23 protein-coding genes and 1 tRNA gene are annotated in these 21,479 nt (G+C 61.8%); 14 read left to right on the top strand and 10 right to left on the bottom strand.

Translation table 11 applies throughout. The annotated features are described in order from the left end of the window. Positions 1–21: 21 nt before the first annotated feature. The 3 genes from WN982_RS12660 to WN982_RS12650 all read left to right on the top strand — a co-directional run bounded on the left by WN982_RS12660 (position 22) and on the right by WN982_RS12650 (position 1,339). Positions 22–97: transfer RNA gene (locus WN982_RS12660), tRNA-His, on the top strand. Between the two features lie 533 nt (positions 98–630). Further along, positions 631–882 carry a hypothetical protein gene (locus WN982_RS12655; protein ID WP_341312341.1) on the top strand — a complete coding sequence of 84 codons (252 nt, stop codon included), beginning with the start codon at positions 631–633 and terminating at the stop codon, positions 880–882. A gap of 148 nt (positions 883–1,030) precedes the next feature. Then, positions 1,031–1,339, top strand: coding sequence for a hypothetical protein (locus WN982_RS12650; RefSeq protein WP_341312340.1), 309 nt, complete (start codon positions 1,031–1,033; stop codon positions 1,337–1,339). 132 nt (positions 1,340–1,471) lie between these two features. On the opposite strand, the gene WN982_RS12645 is transcribed toward WN982_RS12650, so the two are convergent. Next, positions 1,472–1,813 carry a hypothetical protein gene (locus WN982_RS12645; protein WP_341312339.1) on the bottom strand — a complete coding sequence of 114 codons (342 nt, stop codon included), beginning with the start codon at positions 1,811–1,813 and terminating at the stop codon, positions 1,472–1,474. A 347-nt stretch (positions 1,814–2,160) separates the two neighbouring features. Here WN982_RS12645 and WN982_RS12640 point away from each other — a divergent pair, with 347 nt between their 5' ends. From WN982_RS12640 to WN982_RS12630, 3 genes are all read left to right on the top strand, one after another. Beyond that, the gene (locus WN982_RS12640; protein WP_341312338.1) at positions 2,161–3,801 is read left to right on the top strand and encodes a sulfotransferase; all 1,641 of its coding nucleotides are present in this window, start codon (positions 2,161–2,163) and stop codon (positions 3,799–3,801) included. Further along, positions 3,798–4,367 carry an adenylyl-sulfate kinase gene (cysC, locus tag WN982_RS12635; protein WP_341312337.1) on the top strand — a complete coding sequence of 190 codons (570 nt, stop codon included), beginning with the start codon at positions 3,798–3,800 and terminating at the stop codon, positions 4,365–4,367. Before WN982_RS12640 ends, cysC begins: the two co-directional genes overlap by 4 nt. A 110-nt stretch (positions 4,368–4,477) precedes the next feature. Further along, positions 4,478–5,128 (top strand): trimeric intracellular cation channel family protein, encoded by a 651-nt coding sequence (locus tag WN982_RS12630; protein WP_341312336.1) that lies wholly within the window; start codon positions 4,478–4,480, stop codon positions 5,126–5,128. A 65-nt stretch (positions 5,129–5,193) separates the two neighbouring features. Here WN982_RS12630 and WN982_RS12625 read toward each other — a convergent pair whose 3' ends face one another. After that, on the bottom strand, positions 5,194–5,439 hold the full coding sequence (locus tag WN982_RS12625; RefSeq protein ID WP_341312335.1) for a hypothetical protein: 246 nt from the start codon (positions 5,437–5,439) through the stop codon (positions 5,194–5,196). Between the two features lie 192 nt (positions 5,440–5,631). Continuing rightward, the gene (locus tag WN982_RS12620) at positions 5,632–5,844 is read right to left on the bottom strand and encodes a DUF3820 family protein (protein ID WP_006048800.1); all 213 of its coding nucleotides are present in this window, start codon (positions 5,842–5,844) and stop codon (positions 5,632–5,634) included. Between the two features lie 139 nt (positions 5,845–5,983). Between WN982_RS12620 and WN982_RS12615 the strand changes: the two genes are divergently transcribed. Further along, entirely contained in the window at positions 5,984–7,036 is a 1,053-nt protein-coding gene (locus tag WN982_RS12615) for an NADP(H)-dependent aldo-keto reductase (RefSeq protein WP_341312334.1), read from the top strand. Between the two features lie 102 nt (positions 7,037–7,138). Here WN982_RS12615 and WN982_RS12610 read toward each other — a convergent pair whose 3' ends face one another. After that, a complete protein-coding gene (locus WN982_RS12610; protein WP_341312333.1) occupies positions 7,139–8,425 on the bottom strand; it encodes an MFS transporter in 1,287 nt (428 codons plus the stop codon). Positions 8,426–8,484: 59 nt separating this feature from the next. Further along, positions 8,485–9,876 (bottom strand): M20 family metallopeptidase, encoded by a 1,392-nt coding sequence (locus WN982_RS12605; protein ID WP_341312332.1) that lies wholly within the window; start codon positions 9,874–9,876, stop codon positions 8,485–8,487. Positions 9,877–10,088: 212 nt separating this feature from the next. Here WN982_RS12605 and WN982_RS12600 point away from each other — a divergent pair, with 212 nt between their 5' ends. Both WN982_RS12600 and WN982_RS12595 read left to right on the top strand, forming a co-directional pair. Then, on the top strand, positions 10,089–11,069 hold the full coding sequence (locus tag WN982_RS12600) for a LysR family transcriptional regulator (protein WP_341312331.1): 981 nt from the start codon (positions 10,089–10,091) through the stop codon (positions 11,067–11,069). A 295-nt stretch (positions 11,070–11,364) separates the two neighbouring features. Further along, positions 11,365–11,787 (top strand): hypothetical protein, encoded by a 423-nt coding sequence (locus tag WN982_RS12595; protein WP_035550606.1) that lies wholly within the window; start codon positions 11,365–11,367, stop codon positions 11,785–11,787. A 782-nt stretch (positions 11,788–12,569) separates the two neighbouring features. On the opposite strand, the gene WN982_RS12590 is transcribed toward WN982_RS12595, so the two are convergent. Together WN982_RS12590 and nodI are read right to left on the bottom strand one after the other, a co-directional pair. Then, positions 12,570–13,397: an ABC transporter permease gene (locus tag WN982_RS12590; RefSeq protein WP_341312330.1), complete on the bottom strand. Its 828-nt coding sequence runs from the start codon at positions 13,395–13,397 to the stop codon at positions 12,570–12,572. A gap of 74 nt (positions 13,398–13,471) precedes the next feature. Further along, entirely contained in the window at positions 13,472–14,386 is a 915-nt protein-coding gene (gene nodI / locus WN982_RS12585) for a nodulation factor ABC transporter ATP-binding protein NodI (RefSeq protein ID WP_341312329.1), read from the bottom strand. A gap of 232 nt (positions 14,387–14,618) precedes the next feature. Here nodI and WN982_RS12580 point away from each other — a divergent pair, with 232 nt between their 5' ends. After that, positions 14,619–15,083 (top strand): universal stress protein, encoded by a 465-nt coding sequence (locus WN982_RS12580; protein ID WP_091794608.1) that lies wholly within the window; start codon positions 14,619–14,621, stop codon positions 15,081–15,083. A gap of 32 nt (positions 15,084–15,115) precedes the next feature. On the opposite strand, the gene WN982_RS12575 is transcribed toward WN982_RS12580, so the two are convergent. From WN982_RS12575 to lexA, 3 genes are all read right to left on the bottom strand, one after another. Then, the gene (locus WN982_RS12575; protein ID WP_341312328.1) at positions 15,116–15,769 is read right to left on the bottom strand and encodes a DUF2939 domain-containing protein; all 654 of its coding nucleotides are present in this window, start codon (positions 15,767–15,769) and stop codon (positions 15,116–15,118) included. A gap of 154 nt (positions 15,770–15,923) precedes the next feature. Next, positions 15,924–16,268 carry a hypothetical protein gene (locus WN982_RS12570; protein WP_341312327.1) on the bottom strand — a complete coding sequence of 115 codons (345 nt, stop codon included), beginning with the start codon at positions 16,266–16,268 and terminating at the stop codon, positions 15,924–15,926. A 73-nt stretch (positions 16,269–16,341) separates the two neighbouring features. Beyond that, positions 16,342–16,992: a transcriptional repressor LexA gene (lexA, locus tag WN982_RS12565; protein WP_341312326.1), complete on the bottom strand. Its 651-nt coding sequence runs from the start codon at positions 16,990–16,992 to the stop codon at positions 16,342–16,344. 315 nt (positions 16,993–17,307) lie between these two features. Here lexA and WN982_RS12560 point away from each other — a divergent pair, with 315 nt between their 5' ends. The 4 genes from WN982_RS12560 (at position 17,308) to WN982_RS12545 (ending at position 21,457) form a co-directional block, all read left to right on the top strand. After that, entirely contained in the window at positions 17,308–18,348 is a 1,041-nt protein-coding gene (locus tag WN982_RS12560) for a sulfate ABC transporter substrate-binding protein (RefSeq protein ID WP_341312325.1), read from the top strand. A 138-nt stretch (positions 18,349–18,486) separates the two neighbouring features. After that, positions 18,487–19,395: a sulfate ABC transporter permease subunit CysT gene (gene cysT, locus WN982_RS12555; RefSeq protein ID WP_341312324.1), complete on the top strand. Its 909-nt coding sequence runs from the start codon at positions 18,487–18,489 to the stop codon at positions 19,393–19,395. Then, on the top strand, positions 19,392–20,399 hold the full coding sequence (gene cysW / locus WN982_RS12550; protein WP_341312323.1) for a sulfate ABC transporter permease subunit CysW: 1,008 nt from the start codon (positions 19,392–19,394) through the stop codon (positions 20,397–20,399). Before cysT ends, cysW begins: the two co-directional genes overlap by 4 nt. After that, entirely contained in the window at positions 20,399–21,457 is a 1,059-nt protein-coding gene (locus tag WN982_RS12545; protein ID WP_341312322.1) for a sulfate ABC transporter ATP-binding protein, read from the top strand. The genes cysW and WN982_RS12545 overlap by 1 nt, the downstream gene beginning before the upstream one ends. Positions 21,458–21,479: the final 22 nt, after the last annotated feature.

The following is a 21,479-nucleotide window of genomic DNA, read 5'->3' as shown; positions in this document are numbered from 1 at the left end:
TGAGTCAAGCAGATGTCAGTGGTGGCTGTAGCTCAGTTGGTAGAGTCCAGGATTGTGATTCCTGTTGTCGTGGGTTCGAGCCCCATCAGCCACCCCAAAGAATTCAGCAGATTCGAATAGTTGCACCTTAAGAGCCGTTCCAGAATGAAAAATTCGGAACGGCTTTTTTGTTTTCGGAAATCACTCTGCCGCTTTCGCGACCTTCACTTTGCGTCGATCGTAGTGCCGATGCGTTGTGCCCGGGTTTGCGTGCGCGGCGAAATCATATGCATCCTCGTCGCGGTTTTCGAGCTTCGTCGTGATGTCGCCTTGCTCACACCCCAGCGCACGGCGTAATTGCAAATGGTATGGATCAGCGCCATATTGAGAAGGCTTCGTCGATTTCCATAGAAAAGCGGATCTTTCCCACGATCGTGTCCCACACACGCGACACAGGATCAAGGCGAAATTCGATACCGAGTCCGAGGCTATGGACGTCGCATCCGATTTTGGGCATGAGCGGGCGCGCAAGTACGAAACAGGTCTTTAGCATCGGTACAGTCTCTTAAATTCGATCATCCACACCCACGGGTTGATGTCCCCGCCATAGCCGCGCGCGGCGGTCCCGCGATCCTGATGTTGGAGGTATCCATGTGGGAAAAAATCGACTACAAAGGATTTGAGATCTGGGTGCTGCCGATCCTTGCATATGGACCTCCGGCGCCAGATACCCCATACCATTACAACGGGTATGTATGTCGACCAGGCGCCGATCTGCGTCATGCCGGGCAGCGCACGCAGTTTTATGAACTCAGCGACATCTTTGAGACCGAAGCAGAGGCGCTTGATGCGGCCTATCGCGCGGGGCACGACCTCGTCGACACGTTGGTTGGCAACGGCTGACGTCAGTCGATAACCGAAACTCGACCAGCCACCCCCACGGATTGACATTCCATCCATAGCCGCGTGCGGCATTGAGGCTGGCTGGAGAGTCACGAAAGGAAGCAGCGCATAATGTTGAGATTCCTTTGTCAGGATGATGGAGGTAGATATGGCTACGTTTGCGATCGACGGCGTACGCTTTAACCCTGCAACTGACCGTATCACGCACGTGCGCTGGGCTCCCGTCGACCCGAAGACGCATGACTGGCTGTCTCCGACCGCGGTTGTCGAGGTGGTCGAGGTGGTCAAAGCGATCCACGCGGGAGACGTTTGCTGGTCCCTTTTTACCCTCGGCGGTGTGAGATTTCTGGGGCCGAAAATCAAGATCGTTGCGCATACCAACGGCCCCGATGGGATTGACACTGAGGTCCCCGACGGGAATATCGAAAAGTCCATGGACGATCTTCCGCAGGTTTGACTGAGCGCCGGTATGCTCGCGCGTGCGCTCAAACATAAAGAGCGCAACGCCGAGGTGCGCGAGCAATGGCGAGCCGGAGTCAATGCTCCATCGGGTCACAGCACACGCTGTTGCTGTTCATCGCAGTGCGGTTCAATGGCTACGTCCTCCATGTTCGCCACTGCCGCCTTGCCATGAACTGCCGCCGCCATGGTAACCGCCGTAGCCTCCGCCGTGCCAGCCGCCACGCCCACCGTCGCGGTGCTCACCGCCGCCGTGCCAATGCCCGTTGCCATGGTAGCAACACGGGCCGCCCCAACCTCCGCCCCAGAAGCCGATCGTGCCGTAGACCGGTGCATACGCGGGACCGTACGGATACACGTAGCCAGGGTAATACGGTTGCGCATAGGCATAGTCGTATCCCGGCGCAACGACGCATCCGGTGAGACTCGCCACCATCGCCAACAAAGCCATTGGTCCAATGAGCTTGTCCACGATCTTCTCCCTCATATAGGAGTGAGAAAAACCGCATGACTGCAAGTTCAGCACCATTTGTGTCCGCAGATTACCGCTCACGCGTGCCGCCGTTGCTCGCATATCGCTAGAACCGATGCTTCAGCCAAGCCGGACAGGCATCCGGGCTGCCTTCTTTGCCGTTACCAGCTTAGCGTTCTGTAATAGTTGGTTAAATTTACGAAGTGCAACTTTAATTCGCGCCTGTTAATTTTCCGTCAGACAAATTTGCATTGAATCCAGACAAAGCCTGCGCTGAAGCTGGATGAAGAACGCATTCCCACTTTGCTCAGGCCGCGCTATGCGCAGCCTGCGAAAACCAGCCGTCAATGAAGCACGATCCACAGCCGGCTACCGCATCAGACTGGCGCGCCGAGGGTGACGCGTATGCCGCTCGCGGTGAACTCGAAGCAGCGCTCGAGCGTTTCGAATCCGCCCGCGCGCTCGATCCCGCCAACGCCTCCATTTACGACCGGCTCGGCGCGACGTTAGCCACGCTGAACCGCTTGCCCGAAGCAGTTTTCCGTTATCAGGAAGCCATCGCGCTCGACCCGCAGAACACCGATTTCCACCACGGCCTCGGCTGGACGTTGGAGCGGATGCATCGGCTCGAACGGGCGGCGGACTGCTATCGTCAGGCGGTTCGCCTGAACCCGAAAGCCGATGGTTCGCACAACAACATGGGCAACTGTCTGCAAGCACTCGGACGTTTCGACGAGGCGCATGAAGCGTATCGTCGCGCGATCGAGGCCGCGCCGCAGGTCCCGCTGTATTACCGCAACTTCGTGCAATCCAAGCGCCTGAGCGCCGACGATCCGGTGTTCGTCGCGATGGAGCAGTTGGCCGGCAATGCGGCTTCGTTGACACCGGAGAATCAGGCGGAGATTCACTTCGCATATGGCCAAGCGCTCTTCGATTTGGGCCGCAACGATGCGTCGTTCGAGCACTTCTTGCAGGGCAATGCGCTGCACCGCGCCGGCGTGCGTTATGACGAAGCCGCGTCGCTCAGTCTTTTTGCGCATCTACCTGAGCTGCTGAGCGCCGATGTGCTGGCGGCCAAACGCGGTCTTGGCGATCCATCGGCGGCGCCGATTTTTATCGTCGGCATGCCGCGCTCCGGTTCGACCTTGATTGAACAGATTCTCGCAAGCCATCCGCAGGTATTCGGCGCCGGTGAGCGTGTGGAATTCGGCGAGGCGCTGGTGCGCTGCATCGCGCGCGATCGCGACGATCCGCTGCGAATCGATATCGAAGCATTGCAAGACGCCGGCGCGGCGCAACTCGGTGCGCTGGGCGGCGACTACCTGCATCGCATACATGCAGCGTTGCCGGACACAGCGGCCGGTGTGCACAACGAAGCAGACACCGAAATGCAGCACGAAGCACAGCACTACATGCGCTTCACCGACAAATATCCGTTCAATTTCATCAACGTCGGGTTGATCCACCTGGCGTTGCCGAACGCGCGCTTCATTCATAGCAGCCGTTCGCCGCTGCAAACCTGCCTGTCGATTTTTTCGCGGATTTTTCATGACGTGCCGTTCGGCTACGACCTCGGCGAACTCGGCCGCTACTACCGTGCATACGACGCGCTGATGGCGCATTGGCGACGCGTACTGCCCGAAGGCGTGATGATCGAGGTCAAGTACGAAGACCTCGTCGAGAATCTGGAGAGCAATGTCCGTCGAATACTGGCGCACTGTGGGCTCGACTGGGACGAACGCTGTCTCGCGTTTCACCAGACCGAACGTCAGGTGAATACGGCAAGTGCGGCACAGGTGCGCCGGCCGATCTACAAGACGTCGGTGCAGCGGTGGCAGCCGCGGCAGGCGGTCCTGCAACCGCTGTTCGATGGCTTGGGACCGGCGCTGGCGGCCACCGATGGCTTTAGCCCGCATGAGCATGTGCCGCCCGGCTTCGACCTTGCAGACGTTGCAGCCGTGGCAGCCAACCCGGAGCGCAAACCATGAGCCCAATCCACGGCGTTGTCGTATGGATGACCGGCTTGTCCGGTGCCGGCAAATCGACGCTGGCCATCGCATTGCACGAGCGTCTCGCCGCGGCGGGCCAGCGCTCGATCGTGCTCGACGGCGACGTGCTGCGGCGCGGCCTGAATGCCGATCTCGGCTACACGCGCGCGGACCGCGCTGAAAATCTGCGCCGGGTCGCGCATGTCGCGGCGCTGCTCAAGCAGGAGGGCTTCGTCGTGATTGCCGCGGTGATCTCGCCTGAGCATCAGCATCGGCGCATGGCGCGCGAAATCGTCGGGGACGGTTTTATCGAAGTGTTCATCAACGCGCCATTGCATGTGTGCGAAGCGCGCGATGTCAAAGGGCTCTACGCACGCGCCCGGCGCGGCGAAATCCCCGATTTCACCGGTATTTCCGGGCCGTTCGACGTGCCGCTGACACCCGACATCGCGATCAAAACCGACCATGTCTCGCTCGATGAGGCCGTCGCCAACCTGCTCGCGCATCTGGCAGCGGCGGGCCATTTGCATGACCTCCCAACGGAAGCGGCGAACCTGGCGCTCTGAGCGAAGCAAGTTGCACAAAACCGTACCACTTTCCGGCTCGCAAATTTTCCACCCGCGCACGGCGTTTCGCTATTCTTTCGACTACTTGGGGACAGAAGGGTGATGCGTCGATGCCGACATTGTCGATACGAAAAGTAAGGCCGAACGTCGAAGCGATCGTTCTGGCGGCTGATCTTGCAGGCACATTTGTTTTCGCGGTCGAAGGCGCGCTCAGTGCGATGCGTGGCGGTCTCGATCTGCTGGGCGTGATGGTGATCTCGTTTGTCGCGGCGCTCGGCGGCGGCGTGATCCGCGATCTGTTGATCGGCGACACACCACCCAACGCGATACGCGACTGGCGCTATCCGGCGTTGACGTTCGCGATGGGTTTGCTCACGTTCATTTTTCATTCGGCGGTGCAGCAGTTTCCCGTCGGACTCGTCACAGTGCTCGACGCGGCCGGCCTCGCGCTATTTGCCGTTGCGGGCGTAGAGAAAGCGCTGCTGTTCGGGATTCGTCCGTTTGTCGCGATGCTGATGGGCACCGTCACGGGCGTGGGCGGCGGCGTGATTCGCGATGTGTTGCTCGCTGGCGTGCCGCTCGTGCTGCACGCCGACATCTACGCAACCGCGGCTTTTGCGGGGGCGTTCGTTGTCGTGGCCGCGCGTCGCTCGGGTTTGCCGCCGAGCCTCGCAGCATTGGCGGGCGACGTCGCGTGCTTCGTGCTGCGCGTGCTCGCCGTGTCGTACGGCTGGCATCTGCCGAAGGCGTCGCTTGGCTGACGGCTATCAATCAGTCATGTGGGTGACGACGCGATCGGATCGACGCTGCCTAAACCCGCACCGTCTTACCGCAGCAAGCTGGTCGAATGATGCAAAGCGGGGTACACGCCGATGATGAATGCCGCATAGACCGCGGCCATCGTCACGCCGGCCGCCGTGCCCCACACATCGCGCGATGCCGCGCCTTGCCGGAAATGCATCGGCAGCCCGACCACCAGATAGCCGAGCAGAAAGAACACGATGACGGCGCACACCGGCGACAGGTCGTGACCGATGAAATCCAGCAGAGCGATCAGACTGAAGTGAGGCATGGTCGAGGCGGCTGTGTCACGTGCGAGCGCTCGAAAAAACGTGCGCAGGGATGCGGGGTTTCAAGCGAATTTAAGACCACAGATTAGCGAGGGTCAAGACAAAGACCGCGTGAATTTGTACACGCTTCAATTGCCTGCACAACAACTTTCATCCGGCTTTAATGTGCTTCATCCGCTTCCATGGCGACGCGCTCAGCGCTTGCGTAAGGGCTCGATCAGCGACGACAGGCCGTTGTGATCGATTTCATGCATCAGCGCCAGCAGCCGGCCGATTTCGCCGGGCGGGAAGCCTTGGCTTGCGAACCAGTTTAGATAGTGCCCGGGCAGATCCGCAATCAGGCGGCCTTTATATTTTCCGTAGGGCATCACGCGCGTGACCAGCAGTTCAAGGTGTTCGGGATTCATCGCAGGTGTTTCGACGGAAAGGATCGGGATGCCGGCGGGGACTCCGCCCGCTGCTGCAGCATTTTAGCCGCGCTGCAGGCATCGCGCCGGCGTGGTAACTTCAGCGCTTTCCGTTCACACAATCAACAGGACAAGTTCGATGGAATACCGCAGACTCGGCGACACGGATGTGCAGGTTAGCCTGATCGGTCTCGGCACCATGACGTGGGGCGAGCAGAACACCGAGCAGGACGCGCACGCGCAGATCGATTACGCGCTCGATCACGGCGTCAATCTGATCGACGCAGCTGAAATGTACCCGGTGCCGCCGCGTCCCGAGACGCAAGGCTCGACCGAGCGCTACATCGGCACGTGGCTCGCGCAGCATCGCAGCGCGCGCGAGAAGATCGTGCTCGCCACCAAGATCGCCGGGCCGGCGCGTCAACCGCATAATCCGCGCCATATTCGCGGCGCGGGCAACCAGTTCGATCGCAAGAATCTGACCGAAGCGCTGAACGATAGTCTCAAGCGTCTGCAAACGGACTACGTCGATCTGTACCAGTTGCACTGGCCGGATCGCAGCACGATGACGTTCGGCCGTCCCGCGTATCCCTGGGTCGACGATGCGTACACGGTGCCGATCGAAGAAACGCTGTCGGTGCTCGCCGAGTTCGTCAAGGAAGGCAAGGTGCGCCATATCGGCGTGTCGAACGAAACGCCGTGGGGTGTCGCACAGTTTCTGCGCGCAGCGGAAAAGCTCACTTTGCCGCGCATTGTCAGCATCCAGAATCCGTATAGCCTGCTGAACCGTACGTATGAAGTCGGTCTGTCGGAGTACGCGCATCGCGACAATATCGGCTTGCTTGCGTATTCACCGTTGGCCTTCGGCTGGCTGTCGGGTAAGTACGAAGGCGGCGCGCGTCCGGCGGGCGCCCGCATCTCGCTGTTCGAGCGTTTTCAACGCTACAGCAAGCCGCAAGCGATTCAGGCGACCACGCGTTACGTCGAACTGGCGAGGCGCCATGGCCTGTCGCCCGCGCAGTTCGCGCTGGCCTTCGTCAACAGCCGGCCGTTCCTGACCAGCAATCTGATCGGCGCGACCTCGCTCGAACAGTTGAAGGAAAACATCGGCAGCGCCGAAGTGAAACTCTCGCCGGAAGTGCTCGCGGAAATCGATGCGCTGCATGAGTTGCAGCCGAATCCGGCGCCGTGATGCGGTTGATTTGAAGTCGGGTCGGCGTGAAGTTGAGTTGCCCCGGCGTCGATGCCGGGGCAGCGATGTGGTTTGATTCAGTTAAGCAGGCTTCAACCGTGCTCAGCGGATTTTCAATGTCGAGCGCACCGCATACAGCGCCAGCAAACTCACTACCGCGCAGAACATCAGATAGAAGCCGGGCGCCAGTTTGTTGCCGCTCGCGTCGATCAGCCACGTGATCACGAACGGCGCAAAGCCGCCGAACACCGTTACGCCGATGTTGTAGCTGACCGCGAGACCGGTCGCGCGCGTCTGCGTCGGGAACATCTCCGACATCAACGCGGGCAGCGCGCCGAAATACGTCGCCTTCAAAACGCCGATCCAGATCAGTGCGAGGAGCATCGTTGAGAACGACGGATGCGCGTTCATGTACATGAAGGTCGGATAGACCGTCACCAGCATCAGCACGGCGGCTGCCGCCATGATGCGGATGCGTCCCACGCTATCGGACCAGTGGCCGGAGAATGGCGTCAGCACCGTCAGCACGACGCCGGTCGCGAGCGTCGCCGCGAAACCGGTCGAGGCGGGCAGATGCAGTTGCTTGATCGCGTAGGTCGGCATGTACAGAATCATGTAGTTGGCTGCCGTCGAGATCACCAGCGAGCCGACCGCGAGCAGCATACCGACCTTCTGCGTGGCGAACAGATCGCGCAGCGGCGTGTGGGTTTTCGGCTCCTTGCCGAACTCGGCGCCTTCGTTCACATAGCGGCGAATATAGAAGCCGACCGGACCGATCGCGAGACCGAAAAAGAACGGAATGCGCCATCCCCAGGCTTCGAGTTGAGCGGTCGTTAGCTGGCTCGTCAGTAACGCGCCGAAACCGGATGCGAGCAGCGTCGCGAGGCCCTGGCTCGCGAACTGCCAGCTACCCATGAAGCCGCGCCGCTCTGGCGCATGCTCGACCAGAAACGCGGTCGAAGCGCCAAATTCGCCGCCCGCCGAGAACCCCTGAATCAGACGCGACAGCAGGATGCCGACCGGCGCCCACAAGCCGATCGCCGCGTATGAGGGCATCACCGCGATCGTCAAGGTGCCGATCATCATCAGCCCGATCGACAGCAGCAGTGATGCCTTGCGTCCGGCGCGGTCCGCGAGCGACCCGAGTACGAGCCCGCCGAGTGGCCGGATCAGGTACGAGATGCCGAAAGTGCCGAGCGTGAGCATCAGCGACATCGCTTCGGTACTCGCGGGGAAGAACAGCTTCGCGATCGTGACCGCAAAAAAACCGTAGACGACGAGGTCGAACCATTCGAGCGCGTTGCCGATCGACGCCGCGAGAATGATGCGATGAACCTTCGCGGCGGACGGCCGCGCGGCGCTGGCTTGCAAGGTAGACGTGCTGCTCATGGGCGTGCCTCCTGACGGATGCGGATGATGGCGTGCTGCGTTCGATTGTTCGGTGTTGCTCAGGCTGCCGCGCGCGGCGAGTTTTCGCCGAGATCCCAGAAGAGCCCTGCCATGATCTGCAGACCTTCGCGCACGACCGGTCCGAGCAGATGTTCGTTCGGCGCGTGCTGCGAGCATGCCGGATACGAATGCGGCACCCAGATGGTCGGCAGGCCGAGCGTGTCGGCGAACACTTCGTTCGGCAGCGTGCCGCCGAGATTCGGCAGCACCGCCGTTTTCTTGCCGGTGGTGTGTTCGAGCGAAGCGATTGCCCACGTGACCCACGGATCGTCGGGATTCAGACGCGTGGCCGGCGCGCCGCGCTCGACACTGATCTCGACCAGCGAAAAACCGTGCGCATCCAGATGCATGCGCAGATGCTGTTCGAGTTTTTCCCAATCGGTGCCGACCACGAAACGTAACTGGCAATGCGCGAATGCCGACGACGGGATCGCGTTGACCGGGTTCTCCGGGTTGCCCGCCTTGAAGGCCAGCACTTCGAAGCTGTTCCAGCCGAACACGCGTTCGGCCGGCGTCAGGCCGGGCTCGCCCCAGTGGTCGTCGACCGCGGGGTCGCCCGGGCCACCGCCTACCGTGATATCGGCCAGCGCACGGCGCACCGCATCGGGAATCGGCGGCGGCCGCAAGCCGTCGACTGCGATGACGCCGCGCGCATCGACCAGACTCGCGAGCGCGTTCGCAAGCACCGTGGCGGGGTTGCGCAGCAGGCCGCCCCAGTTGCCCGAGTGATGCGCGCCATCGCGCAGGTTCAGCGAGAGTTTGAAGTTCACCGAGCCGCGCGAGCCGAGGAACACGGTCGGGCGGCGCGCGGCGAGGCGCGGACCGTCGGAGGCGATCAGTACGTCGGCGGCCAGTTCCTGTCGGTACGTCCGGCAGATCGCATCGAGCCCCGGCGAGCCGGTTTCCTCGCCCATCTCGATCAGCAGTTTCGCGTTGAAGCCGAGCTTGCCGCCGCGCGCGGCCAGCACGCTGGCCAGCGCGGCGAGGTTGATGCTGTGCTGGCCTTTGTTATCGGCGGTGCCGCGGCCATACCAGCGCTCGCCTTCGACGGTCACGGCCCACGGCGTCAACGGCTCGCGCCATTGGCTGTCGTAGCCGCGCACCACGTCGCCGTGGCCGTAGATCAGCACGGTCGGCAAGTGGTCGCCTTCGTGACGGGTGGCGATCAGGAACGGCCCGAAGCCGTCGGCCGGGTTATCGACGATTTGCGTGCCGAAGCCGAGCCGTTGCGCTTCGGGAACGATTTCGCCGGTCAGATACGAGAGCAGGGTGGCGGCGCGTTCCGTTTCCTGGCTTTCGGTGCGAAAGCCGACGCGACGGTTGAGGACGTCGAGAAAGGCGCCCGATTCGAAATGGTGTGTCGCGTGCTCGATGGCCAGATCGCGGCTCATGAATGTCTCCGGTATGGGCTGCGGATTCGACGCGCGGGGTGCAGTGCGTGGGATGCATTGCCGGTAGCGGTCAGGGTGGAATCGATTCTAGGAGGCCGTTTTTTTTGTCACAATGATCGTCTTTCGAAGCTTGCTTTGCCGAAAAGGCAAAGCTCAACGCGCTCGTGCAGGGGCATAAGCAGGGGCGCATCAGGTCGCACGAGGCACCTCCCATGGCACTTTCGCTACACGGCATTGCATTGCGCTATTTCGTCGAAGTCGCGCGCACCGGGTCGATCAGCGATGCATCCGCGCGGCTGCATGTGGCTGTCTCCGCGATCAGCCGGCAGATTGCCCGGCTCGAAAGCGAGCTCGGCGCGGCGCTGTTCGAGCGGCGGCCGCGCGGCATGGCGCTCTCCGAAGCCGGTGAGCGGCTGCTCGCCTACGCGCAGCGCAGCCTGCTCGAGGCCGAGCATGTGATGAAGGAGATCGGCGGCCTCGAGGCTTTGCACGGGAGCATGATCAAGATCGCCAGCTCGGAGGGCTTCGCCGCGGACTTCCTGCCTGCCGCGATGGCGGGCTTCCGACGCAGCTATCCGGGGATCGACTTCACGCTCTCCGTGATGTCGCCGGGCGAGGCGACCCGCCGGGTGCGCGACGGCGACGCCGATCTCGCGCTGACCTTCAGCCTTGCGCCGGAAAAGGGCGTCAAGGTCGAGCACACCGAACGGGCGCCGGTGCTGGTGCTGCTGCGCGCCGATCATCCGCTGGCCGCGCGCGCGAAGGTGTCGCTCGCCGAGTTGCGGCGCTATCCCTTGGTGCTGCCCGAGTCGGGCACGACGATCCGCCAGTTGATCGACATCACTTGCGCGCTCGAAGGCGTGCTGCTGGAACCTGACCTCATCTGCAACAACAGCGGCGCGATGTACCGTTACGCGCAGAAATCCGGCGCGATCATGTTCACGGGTTTGCTGTCGGTGCGTGACCGTTACGTGGACGACGGTTTTGTCGTGATTCCGCTGACGCATCCACAGATGCGCCAGCGCAGCATTCAGGTGCAGACGATGGCTGGGCGCGAGTTGCCGCCGTCGGTCAGAGCTTTCCGCGACCATTTGATCGCAGAGATCGGCGGGCCGAAGCCGGCTGATGCCGCGACGCCGAAGCCGGGCGATTCTACGGCGCCGAAGCCGGCTCGCAGGCGCGGGAAAGGCTGATCTTTAACGCGGATTGGGGCGTTTGAAACGGTGGGCGGGCGGCGCGGCGAGCGGGAGGGACGATTAGAAGCCTGGCGGTGGGCGGCGGATTGAAAGGCGAATCTCCCTGCCGGAAGGCGAATCGCGACCTAAACTGTGGTGACGGGGGCGGGTTGTATGGCTTGACTGCACAGGTTGTGATGCTGCGACGCACACCAATGACACCGGTGGTACGATTCAGCCCGAAAAATGGAGAGAGGTACGCGGTGAATATGGCGTGCCGTCCACAACAGAGCGATAGGACTCAGGAAATCGAATGGCGCAACAAAAAACAAACCCAAAACTTGAACAGGCGCTGACGCGCGGGGATCTGGCAATTCGCCAGGCGAATTCGGCGCGGGCGACTGCGCTGTTGCGTGCGTTGGGCAAGATGATCGTGGAGGCGTCGGCGACGATTGGCGTGGAAGCGTTCACGCTGATTCCTGACGGCGACAAGATTTACGATCCCGCGGATGGACTGTGGCCACAGGAATTGCAGGTTTCGCTCGACGGTCCTGTCGAGGAGTCTGATCCTGATGAAGTTCGTACGGTGAGGTTGATTGCCGATGATCCTGCCACGGTGTTCAGGGTTGAATGGCAACGAGCCGATGGGAAGATCGGACGCCAGGATGGGGGGCCGTTTGCAACGGTGGCCTTTATTTCTGATGTGGATATTCCCTGGACGGATGACGAAGATTAAATTTGCGCGTAGCGCCTGATTGGGGTGTTGGGCTTTGGTTTTGTTTTTTTGCCTACGCGGCGCTTATGGCTGTGTGCCTGCTGGGTTGGCCTTTCCTTGATTTCTTAGTGGTCTATTAGCGTCGCCCCTGTGCGGGGCAGGCACCTACTTTTCTTTGCCGCCGCAAAGAAAAGTAGGCAAAAGAAAGCGGCTCAAACCGCCAGTTCTTAAGCGGGTCCCCTGGCTTGGAGGAGGTAGTGGAGCATCTGGAATCGGTGTTCTCGCGCACTCCGCGCTGGTGACAAGGCCGTCATACTTCCGGCGGCGCTGCGCGCGCCGACGCGGTACTTCATCAAACAGCCTGGTGGTTTGGGCGTCTCGCCGAGGCGAAGCCGATGGCTCCCGCAGAAAAACGAATCACCCACTGGTTTCCCAAGCAGACCCGTCCGCGACGCACGCAATGCGGAGTGAGAGGAATGATGCCGGACGCGCGTATCCACTACCGGTTTTGAGAAGTACCGCCACGGCGCGCGTAGCGCTGCCGGAAGAATGACTGCCTTGTCACAGGCGCGGAGTGTGCGAGGGCACAAATTCCAGATGCTCCACTACCTCCTCCAAGCCGAGGGACCCGCTTAAGAATTAGCGGTGTGAAGCCGCTTTCTTTGCTTACTTTCTTTGCGGCGGCAAAGAAAGTAAGTGCCTGCCCCGCACAGGGGCGACGCTAATAGACCACTAACAAATCAAGGAAAGGCCAACGCCGTAGGCACAACAACCATAGCGCCGCGAAAGGCAAACAAAAAAACCTACTTCATCATCCGACGTCGAAACAAAACAGCAGAAACAAGAAACCCGCCAACGGCATAGGCGGCGAGCACAGCAACGTGCAAAACAGCCTCCTGAAGAGGCCGCCCAAGCATAGCGGGGCGAATAAGCTCGACGGCATGCGCCAGCGGCAAGACCTGAGTCACGCCCCGCGCGGCAGCGGGTAACTGTGAAACAGGAAAGAAAACCCCAGACAACAGCAACATCGGCGTCAACACCAGCGTCTGATAAAACATAAAAAAATCATACGACGGCGCCAACGCCGTCACCACCATCGCGATACTCGCAAACGCGAGCCCGGTCAGCACGATCACCGGCAACGCCAGCAACATCGACGGAAAACTCGCGTACCCCAACGCTCCTGCGACCAGCATGATCGCGACTCCCGACAACATCGACTTGCTGCCGGCCCACATCACTTCGCCCAGCACAATGTCGCCGAGCGTCAGCGGCGTATGCATGATCGCTTCCCACGTGCGCTGCACATGCATCCGCGAAAAGCCGGAATACATCGACTCGAAACTCGCCGACATCATCACGCTCGATGCCACCGTGCCCGCCGCCAGAAACGCAATGTACGACACGCCGTCGACGTGCCCAACCATCAGCCCGAGCCCGAAACCCAAACCAAACAGATAGATCATCGGATCGGCAAGATTGCCGAACATCGAAGCAATCGCGAGCTTCCTCCACACCAGATAATTGCGGCGCCATACCGCCATCCAGTTCACGGCGTTCGCGGGCAAAGCGGCAAAAGGTTCCTGCTTCGACGGCGTGTCGTCAGGCGTGTCGTAAGTGCGTGCGTCCATTGCGTGTCTTTTGCAGTGTCTTTATAGCTATAAGCGGTAGGCGGCCGGCGCCGGGCACCGCCAGCATCAGTCCATCAGTCCTGCATCTCGCGGCCGGTCAGTCGTAGAAACACGTCTTCCAGATTCGCCGGACGATCCAGATAGCGTAGACCGGCCCGCTCCTTCAGGCGTGCGAGCACCGGTTGCACGTCGTTCACGTAGCAGAACAGCGTCTCGCCACTAATCTCGGTTCGCTCGACCAGCGGCGCCAACTCGTCGCGCAACGCGACCGGATCGGGGCCGAAGATCTCAATCACGTCGCAGCCGATCTCGGATGCGATCAGCCCGCTCGGCGCACCTTCGGCGATCTTGCGTCCTTCCTCGATCACGCACAAACGGTGGCAGAGCCGTTCGGCTTCCTCCATGAAGTGCGTAGTCAACAGAATGGTTTTGCCGCGCGCGAGCAACGAACGCAGCCGTTCCCAGATCAGATGGCGCGCTTGCGGATCGAGCCCGGTGGTCGGCTCGTCCATGACCAGCACGTCGGGATCGTTGACGAGCGCGCGCGCCAGCGTGAGCCGCCGCTTCATGCCGCCCGATAGTTCGCTCACGCGCGCGTCCGCCTTGCTCTCCAGACGCGCGAATTCGAGCAGCGACGGCACCATCGCGCGGCATTGCGCGGCGCTGAGGCCAAAATAACGGCCGAATACGAGCAGGTTTTCGCGAACCGTGAAATCGGGATCGAGATTGTCGAACTGCGGCACCACGCCGACGCGCGCTCGCGCCACCCGCGCCCGACCGGGGATCGGCTCGCCGCACAAGCGGATCGTGCCGGCATCCGGGGCGGCAATGCCGAGCAGCATGCGCAGCGTGGTGGTCTTGCCCGCGCCGTTCGGTCCAAGCAGACCGAAACATTCGCCGGCGTTCACATGAAACGACAGTCCATCGACGACCGTCTTTTCGCCGTAGCTTTTTTTGACGTGGTGGAATTCAATGGCGGCTTCAGACATGGATCGAACGAGGCTCCGGGAAAAGACGCGAATGGCCGGTAAGGCCGCTCATTCTATGGCATCGGCGGCCTGGCGTTTGTCGCCACCTGGCCGCCCGTATAACTTTTCTTGCGCTGCGGCATAGCCTCGCATCTCGTTGGGGCGCACTTAGCGTTTTCCATCCCTTGCAACCTGAATTGCGGCGCACCATGATTCATTTATGACCGCGTTCCCCGCGGTACGGGAGAAAACCATGGCGAGCTACCAAAAAATCCTACTCTGCTACGACGGCTCGCGCGAAGGCCGTAAAGCGCTGCGTTGTGGCGCCGATCTGGCGCTGGACCTGAAGGCGGAAACACATCTGTTGTCGGTAGTCGACATGCGTTCAAGCATTGCACAAAGCGCGGGCCTGCTCACCGACGTGGCCTGCGGCAGCTTCGAGAAGACTGCTCGCGACATCCTGCAGGAAGGGGTGGACTGGCTCACCGAGCGCGGCGTCAGCGCGCAAGGGCATTTCGCGTTCGGTCATCCCATCGACGAGATTGCCAATCTCGCCAACGAACTGCACGTCGACCTGGTGGTGGTCGGCCACCGTTGCCGCACTGGCCTGTCACGCTGGTGGATGGGCGCGGGGAATACGCCGCTGCTCGACCGGGTCTCCTGCAGCATTCTGGTGGCGTGTTCGTCCGCGCAGGAACAGCAGCAAGCGGCGGCTTGACGCCAACAACCTGAACCGCGTCGGCCGAACGATCAGTCGTTCAGGTCGACCGCGGCCAGCTTCCATGTGAACAAACCTTCGCGCCGCAAGATCGCGGCGTAGCGCGCGTCGCCCGCGCCGTGCTGATACCTGACGACGAATTCGTTGATGCCGCGATAGCCCGCCGTGGTTTGCGGCGGTTGCGGCGGTGTGGCGTTGTTGGTCGCGCTGTTAGCCGTGCTCTTGGCCGTATTGCTCTCGGCAGAGCGTGCAGGCGCGGCTCCGCCAGGGGCGTTTTCCGCGGCAGGCAGTGCAGGCGGCCGTTCGCCTGGTTCGCCACGCGGCGGCATGCCGTTCAGCAATGCAGCAACGCCGTCCGATGTCGCATACGCGTCCACCAGCGGACCGATCAGCGCAACGCCGATCATCGCGCCGATCGCGGCGAATGGGTTGCCGGTGCCATGTGCGTCGAGCCGGCGTGTCAGCAAACCGGTGACCTGCTGTTTCAGGCTCTCGCGCAGCGCCGGAAAGTCGACATACTGATTGACGGTTTCCGCATCGCGCGCGTCCGCCGCGCGTTTTAGATTGTTCAGCGCGATATACGGCGACGCATAGCCGTATCCCAGCACGGCCACCGCCGCAATCACAATCAGAACAACGATCAGCGGCCGTGCGGCGCTGCGTTTGGTGCGTGTCGAAACTGCCATCGAGTGGGGCTCTCTTTCAAGGGTGGTCTAACGTGGACCGCGGCCACACGAAAACGATCCCGCGCGATGCAATATCTGAAGAGGAGCGAGCGGGGCAACTGACGAGCAACCGCGGGCCAACCGCAGGGCAACAACGCTCGTGCCCCACACTGCATTACTCGAACACCGCGCCGTGCATATTGGCTTCTTCAGCGATGCAGCGATCGATCATTCGGCACACGGCGTCTACCGTGCCGACCATGATCAGCCGCGATGGCCCGTGATAGACCCGCACCGGCGCGCGTCGCGCCGGCTCGGCCGCATTCAGCCCCGAATTCAACGACACGCGAGCGAAAGCCGGCAACGACGACGGCAAGCTCGACTCATGCGATGCGGGTTCGTCGAATAGCGATGGAGAACTGGCCGTGGACGCCTCGATCAGCGAACAGGGCACCAGCTTGCGCAGATGGCGCAAACGACCGAACTGGCGAAAAGGCAGCAGGTGGGCAAGGCGTTCCATGAGTCTCTCCAGGCGATTCAACGTAGAGGCAGCGACGCGTCGGCGTCGGGCAAGCGTTGGTAGAAGCAGGCGCTCAGAATTCGCCGGGGCGGATCAGCCCAACAGCGATGCCTTCCAGCGCGAAATCCGCACTGCCGGTCTGAACGAAGATGTTTTCGTAGTCGGGGTTCTCGGCGATCAGCTCGATGCCGTTCGGCCGGCGCTTCAAGCGCTTGACCGTCACGTCGTCGCCCAGGCGCGCGATGATGATCTGGCCGTCTTTCGCTTCGCTTTTCTTTTGCACCGCCAGCAGGTCGCCGTCGAAGATGCCGGCGTCGCGCATCGACAGGCCGCGAACTTTCAGCAGGTAGTCCGGCTTGCTCGAGAACAGCGCCGGGTCGCACGCATAGTGCTGCGAGATATGTTCCTGCGCGAGGATCGGGCTGCCGGCCGCGACCCGGCCGATCAGCGGCAGCGACAGTTGCATGATGCTGGCGTGCGGCAGCGTGAACTGATGCGGTGAATCTTCGGGGCCCGCCAGCAGACGAATGCCGCGCGACGCACCCGCCGCGAGTTCGATCACACCCTTGCGGGCGAGAGCCCGCAGGTGTTCTTCGGCCGAGTTGGCCGAACTGAAGCCCAGCTCGGCGGCGATTTCCGCGCGGGTGGGAGGGAAGCCGGTGCGTTCGATGGCCCGGCGAATCAGATCGAAAACCTGCTGCTGTCGTGCGGTGAGTTTGGTCATGGCGCCACTGTATGTATGAACAGGTGACTGTATTTTTATACAGTATTCGGCGCAATTCAAGCTTTACTTTAAGTTCGTCTGCTGGGGTGGCGTTCCAGCGTCGCAAAAGGACGTTGCGACACCCGTTTTCGTGCCTCAACGCCTTATCCAGCCGTCATTACCACTTTTGCGTATTAAAAAATGAAGAAACATTATTTTTAATGATGAAAGCCCTTCGATAGACTGGCCTCCGAGTTGGCGCTCATGTGCACGTGACCGCGACGCAAAACAACACCACACGCTGTTTCAGCGGACTACAACGCGGAGAAAGTTGGCATGAACCATCGGGGCACGGGGCTGGCAGGCAAGACCAGAAAACTCATCGCGGTGCTCGCGTTCGGCGCGGCAACCGCTGTCGGCGCGATGGCGCAGGCGCACGCCGCCGACACGACGCTGCTGAACGTGTCGTACGACCCGACGCGCGAACTGTACCAGGACGTCAACCAGGCATTCGGCAAGGAGTGGAAGGCGAAGACGGGCGAGTCGGTCACCTTCAAGCAGTCGCACGGCGGCTCGGGCGCTCAGGCGCGTTCGGTGCTCGACGGTCTGCAAGCGGACGTCGTGACGCTGGCGCTGGCCTACGACATCGACGCGCTGGCCAATAAGGGTTTGCTGGACAAGGGTTGGCAAAAGCGTTTGCCGGATAACGCGTCGCCGTACACGTCGACGATCGTGTTCCTCGTGCGCAAGGGCAACCCGAAGCACATCAAGGACTGGGACGATCTGACCAGGCCGGGCGTGTCGATCGTTACGCCGAATCCGAAGACTTCAGGCGGCGCGCGCTGGAACTATCTGGCTGCATGGGCATACGCCGAACATCAGCCGGGCGGCAACGACCAGAAGGCCAGGGAATTCGTCGGCAAGCTCTATAAGAATGCCGGCGTACTGGATTCGGGCGCACGCGGCGCGACTACCAGCTTCGTGCAACGCGGCATCGGCGACGTGCTGATCGCGTGGGAAAACGAAGCGTTCCTGTCGCTGAAGGAATTCGGTCCGGACAAGTTTGAGATCGTCGTGCCGTCGGTAAGCATTCTGGCCGAGCCGCCGGTTTCAGTGGTGGACAAGGTGGTCGACAAGCACGGCACGCGCAAGCTGGCCGAAGCGTATCTGAACTTCCTGTATAGCGAGCGGGGTCAGGAAATCGCCGCGAAGAACTTCTACCGTCCGCGTTCGAACAAGGTGCCGGCCGAGCTAACCGCAAAGTTTCCGAAGCTGAAGCTGTACACGGTGGATGACTCGTTCGGCGGTTGGGCGAATGCGCAGAAGACGCACTTTGCAGACGGTGGCGTGTTCGATTCGATTTACCAGCCGCAGTAAGACTGTCGATGCCTGAACCGGCATAGGCGGACAGACGCGGTAACCACTCGCCAAAAAAGCGCGCCCGGCTGGCGCGCTTTTTTGGCAAGCCAGAAGACAAAAAAAGCCGCAAGCATCAACCCTGAAAGAGTATCCAGCATGACGACGTTGACCTTCCGAAAACCGAGCGCCTTGCCCGGTTTTGGCCTGACACTCGGCATCACGGTGGCTTATTTGAGCCTCGTGGTGCTGATTCCGCTTGCGGCTACTTTTCTCAAGACGGCGACGCTCGACTGGAGTCAGTTCGTGCGCGCGGTGAGTTCGCCGCGCGTGCTCGCGTCGTACCGGCTGACGTTTTTCTCGGCGCTTGGCGGCGCATTGATCAACGCGGTGTTCGGCTTCCTGGTGGCGTGGGTGCTGGTGCGCTACACGTTCCCGTTCAAACGGCTCGTCGACGCGGTGGTCGATCTGCCGTTCGCGCTGCCGACATCCGTGGCCGGTATTTCGCTTGCCGCGGTGTACGCGGGCAACGGCTGGATCGGGCAGTTTCTCGAACCGCTCGGCATCAAGGTCGCTTTTACGCCGGCCGGCGTGCTGATCGCGTTGACCTTCATCGGTTTGCCGTTCGTCGTGCGGACCGTGCAACCGGTGCTCGAAGAGTTCGAGCGCGAGCAGGAAGAAGCCGCCGCGTGCCTCGGCGCGTCGCGTTGGCTGACGTTCCGGCGCGTGGTGCTGCCGGCGGTGTTTCCGGCGTTGCTGACCGGCTTCGCATTGGCGTTCGCACGGGCGCTCGGCGAATACGGCTCGGTGATCTTTATCGCCGGTAACGTGCCGATGAAGTCGGAAATCACGTCGCTGCTGATCATCACCAAGCTCGAACAATACGACTACGCCGGCGCCACTGCATTGGCGGTCGTGATGCTGGTCGTGTCGTTCCTGATGCTGTTGTTGATCAATACATTGCAGTGGTATTTGCAGCGGCGCACGGGCCGCGGCGGGGCGGGCCCGGCGCCTGCCGCCGCGAGCGTCGCGGCGAACGTTCCAGTGAGCGGCGGAGGTGTGCAATGAGCCGCGATACTGCCGATGCCGTAGCGATCGCCGCCGCGCCGCGCGCGCCGCTCAACGTGGCTCGCCGTCCCGATCCGGTGACCGAGCCGCCTGTCGTGCGCTGGATTCTGACCGGCATCGCGTTGCTGTTTCTCGCGCTGTTTCTGGTCGTGCCGCTGGTCGCTGTGTTCTATCAGGCGTTGAACAAAGGCATCGGCTTCTATCTGGAATCGCTCGCCGATCCGGATGCGCTCTCGGCGATCAAGCTCACCGTGATTACCGCCGCGATCGCTGTGCCGCTGAATCTGGTGTTCGGCCTTGCCGCGTCATGGTGTATCGCCAAGTTCGAATTTCGCGGCAAGGCGCTCTTGACCACGCTGATCGATCTGCCGTTTTCGGTCTCGCCGGTGATTTCCGGCTTGATCTACGTGCTGATGTTCGGCGCGCAAGGCTGGTTCGGGCCATGGCTGCAAGCGCACAACGTTCAGATCATCTTCGCCGTGCCCGGCATCGTGCTGGCGACGATCTTCGTCACGTTCCCGTTCGTCGCGCGCGAACTGATTCCGTTGATGCAGGCGCAAGGCAACGACGAAGAAGAGGCCGCGCACGTGCTCGGCGCATCGGGCTGGCAGATATTTCGCCGCGTCACGCTGCCGAACGTCAAATGGGGCCTGCTGTACGGCGTTATTCTGTGCAATGCGCGGGCGATGGGCGAGTTCGGCGCCGTGTCGGTGGTGTCCGGTCACATTCGCGGACAAACCGACACGATGCCGCTGCACGTCGAAATTCTCTACAACGAATACAACTTCTCGGCGGCGTTCGCCGTGGCGTCGGTGCTGGCCTTGCTCGCACTCGTGACGCTCGGTCTGAAGCTGCTCGCCGAACGCCATATGTCGGCGGAACTGTCGGACGCGCGCGATGTGCCCGCGTACGCAGGTCCCGTCACGCCGCCGTCGTCGGCATCATCGTCCGTGAACACGGCAAAGGCGCTGCATCAGCACCCGGTCAAGCAAGGAGAGCTGTAATGGGTATCACCGTTCGTAACCTGCAAAAGCGCTTTGGCGATTTCGTCGCGCTCGATAACGTTTCGCTCGACTTCCCGCCGGGCGAACTGGTTGCGCTGCTCGGGCCGTCGGGCTGTGGCAAGACGACCTTGCTGCGTGTGATCGCCGGACTCGAATACGCGGACGGCGGCCAGGTCGTGCTGCAAGGCCAGGACGTCGCGACGGTCGGTGCGCGCGAGCGCGAAGTGGGTTTTGTGTTCCAGCATTACGCGCTGTTCCGTCATATGACGGTGTTCGAGAACGTCGCGTTCGGCCTGCGCGTGAAGCCGCGTAAGGAACGGCCGTCGGAAGCGGTGATTCGCGAGAAGGTGCATGAACTGCTGAAGCTCGTGCAACTCGATTGGCTGGCGCAACGCTATCCGTCGGAACTGTCGGGCGGTCAACGGCAGCGGATCGCATTGGCGCGCGCGCTGGCCGTCGAACCGAAGGTGCTGCTGCTCGACGAACCGTTCGGCGCACTGGATGCGAAGGTCCGCAAGGAACTGCGCAGCTGGCTGCGGCGTCTGCATGACGATCTGCATATCTCAACGATCTTCGTCACGCACGATCAGGAAGAAGCGCTCGAAGTGGCCGATCGGATCGTCGTGCTTAATCGTGGGCACGTGGAGCAGGTCGGCAGTCCGCAAGACGTGTACGACCATCCGCAGACCTCATTCGTCTACGAGTTTCTCGGCGCGGCGAACCGGCTGCATGGCAAGGTCGATTCGAGCGGCTTCGTGGTGGACGGCGCGGCGCTGCCGGTTGCGATCAAGGCTGATTTCAGCGGCCCGGCGTTCGCCTATGTGCGTCCGCACGATCTGCAGCTGTATCCGCAGGCGGCGGGTCATCGCGAAGGCATCGTCGTCGACGTGCGGCGCGTGGTGACGCTCGGCGGCTCGGTACGCGTCGAACTCGCGGGCCGCGAGGGCAATGTGCTCGAAGCGGAACTCGATCGCGAAGCGTGGCGCGACTTGCAACTGGCGATCGGCGACGGCGTCACCGCGGTGCCGCGCGCGTTGCGCGTTTTCCCTGCGCAATGAGCGGCTTCGTCTTAAGAAAACC

It is taken from the genome of Paraburkholderia sp. IMGN_8 (genome assembly GCF_038050405.1).
Lineage (GTDB): Bacteria > Pseudomonadota > Gammaproteobacteria > Burkholderiales > Burkholderiaceae > Paraburkholderia.
This window is presented reverse-complemented; position numbering and strand designations above follow the sequence as displayed.

Bases quoted from the DNA above. Each gene is read 5' to 3' on its own strand.
- cysT (WP_341312324.1), top strand. From the start codon at position 18,487: ATGACGACGTTGACCTTCCGAAAACCGAGCGCCTTGCCCGGTTTTGGC.
- WN982_RS12610 (WP_341312333.1), bottom strand. From the start codon at position 8,425: ATGAGCAGCACGTCTACCTTGCAAGCCAGCGCCGCGCGGCCGTCCGCC.
- WN982_RS12630 (WP_341312336.1), top strand. From the start codon at position 4,478: ATGCCGACATTGTCGATACGAAAAGTAAGGCCGAACGTCGAAGCGATC.
- WN982_RS12590 (WP_341312330.1), bottom strand. From the start codon at position 13,397: ATGGACGCACGCACTTACGACACGCCTGACGACACGCCGTCGAAGCAG.
- cysC (WP_341312337.1), top strand. From the start codon at position 3,798: ATGAGCCCAATCCACGGCGTTGTCGTATGGATGACCGGCTTGTCCGGT.
- WN982_RS12600 (WP_341312331.1), top strand. From the start codon at position 10,089: ATGGCACTTTCGCTACACGGCATTGCATTGCGCTATTTCGTCGAAGTC.
- WN982_RS12605 (WP_341312332.1), bottom strand. From the start codon at position 9,876: ATGAGCCGCGATCTGGCCATCGAGCACGCGACACACCATTTCGAATCG.
- WN982_RS12620 (WP_006048800.1), bottom strand. From the start codon at position 5,844: ATGAATCCCGAACACCTTGAACTGCTGGTCACGCGCGTGATGCCCTAC.
- WN982_RS12625 (WP_341312335.1), bottom strand. From the start codon at position 5,439: ATGCCTCACTTCAGTCTGATCGCTCTGCTGGATTTCATCGGTCACGAC.
- WN982_RS12655 (WP_341312341.1), top strand. From the start codon at position 631: ATGTGGGAAAAAATCGACTACAAAGGATTTGAGATCTGGGTGCTGCCG.
- lexA (WP_341312326.1), bottom strand. From the start codon at position 16,992: ATGACCAAACTCACCGCACGACAGCAGCAGGTTTTCGATCTGATTCGC.
- WN982_RS12560 (WP_341312325.1), top strand. From the start codon at position 17,308: ATGAACCATCGGGGCACGGGGCTGGCAGGCAAGACCAGAAAACTCATC.
- cysW (WP_341312323.1), top strand. From the start codon at position 19,392: ATGAGCCGCGATACTGCCGATGCCGTAGCGATCGCCGCCGCGCCGCGC.
- WN982_RS12545 (WP_341312322.1), top strand. From the start codon at position 20,399: ATGGGTATCACCGTTCGTAACCTGCAAAAGCGCTTTGGCGATTTCGTC.
- WN982_RS12575 (WP_341312328.1), bottom strand. From the start codon at position 15,769: ATGGCAGTTTCGACACGCACCAAACGCAGCGCCGCACGGCCGCTGATC.
- WN982_RS12595 (WP_035550606.1), top strand. From the start codon at position 11,365: ATGGCGCAACAAAAAACAAACCCAAAACTTGAACAGGCGCTGACGCGC.
- nodI (WP_341312329.1), bottom strand. From the start codon at position 14,386: ATGTCTGAAGCCGCCATTGAATTCCACCACGTCAAAAAAAGCTACGGC.
- WN982_RS12640 (WP_341312338.1), top strand. From the start codon at position 2,161: ATGAAGCACGATCCACAGCCGGCTACCGCATCAGACTGGCGCGCCGAG.
- WN982_RS12580 (WP_091794608.1), top strand. From the start codon at position 14,619: ATGGCGAGCTACCAAAAAATCCTACTCTGCTACGACGGCTCGCGCGAA.
- WN982_RS12615 (WP_341312334.1), top strand. From the start codon at position 5,984: ATGGAATACCGCAGACTCGGCGACACGGATGTGCAGGTTAGCCTGATC.
- WN982_RS12570 (WP_341312327.1), bottom strand. From the start codon at position 16,268: ATGGAACGCCTTGCCCACCTGCTGCCTTTTCGCCAGTTCGGTCGTTTG.
- WN982_RS12650 (WP_341312340.1), top strand. From the start codon at position 1,031: ATGGCTACGTTTGCGATCGACGGCGTACGCTTTAACCCTGCAACTGAC.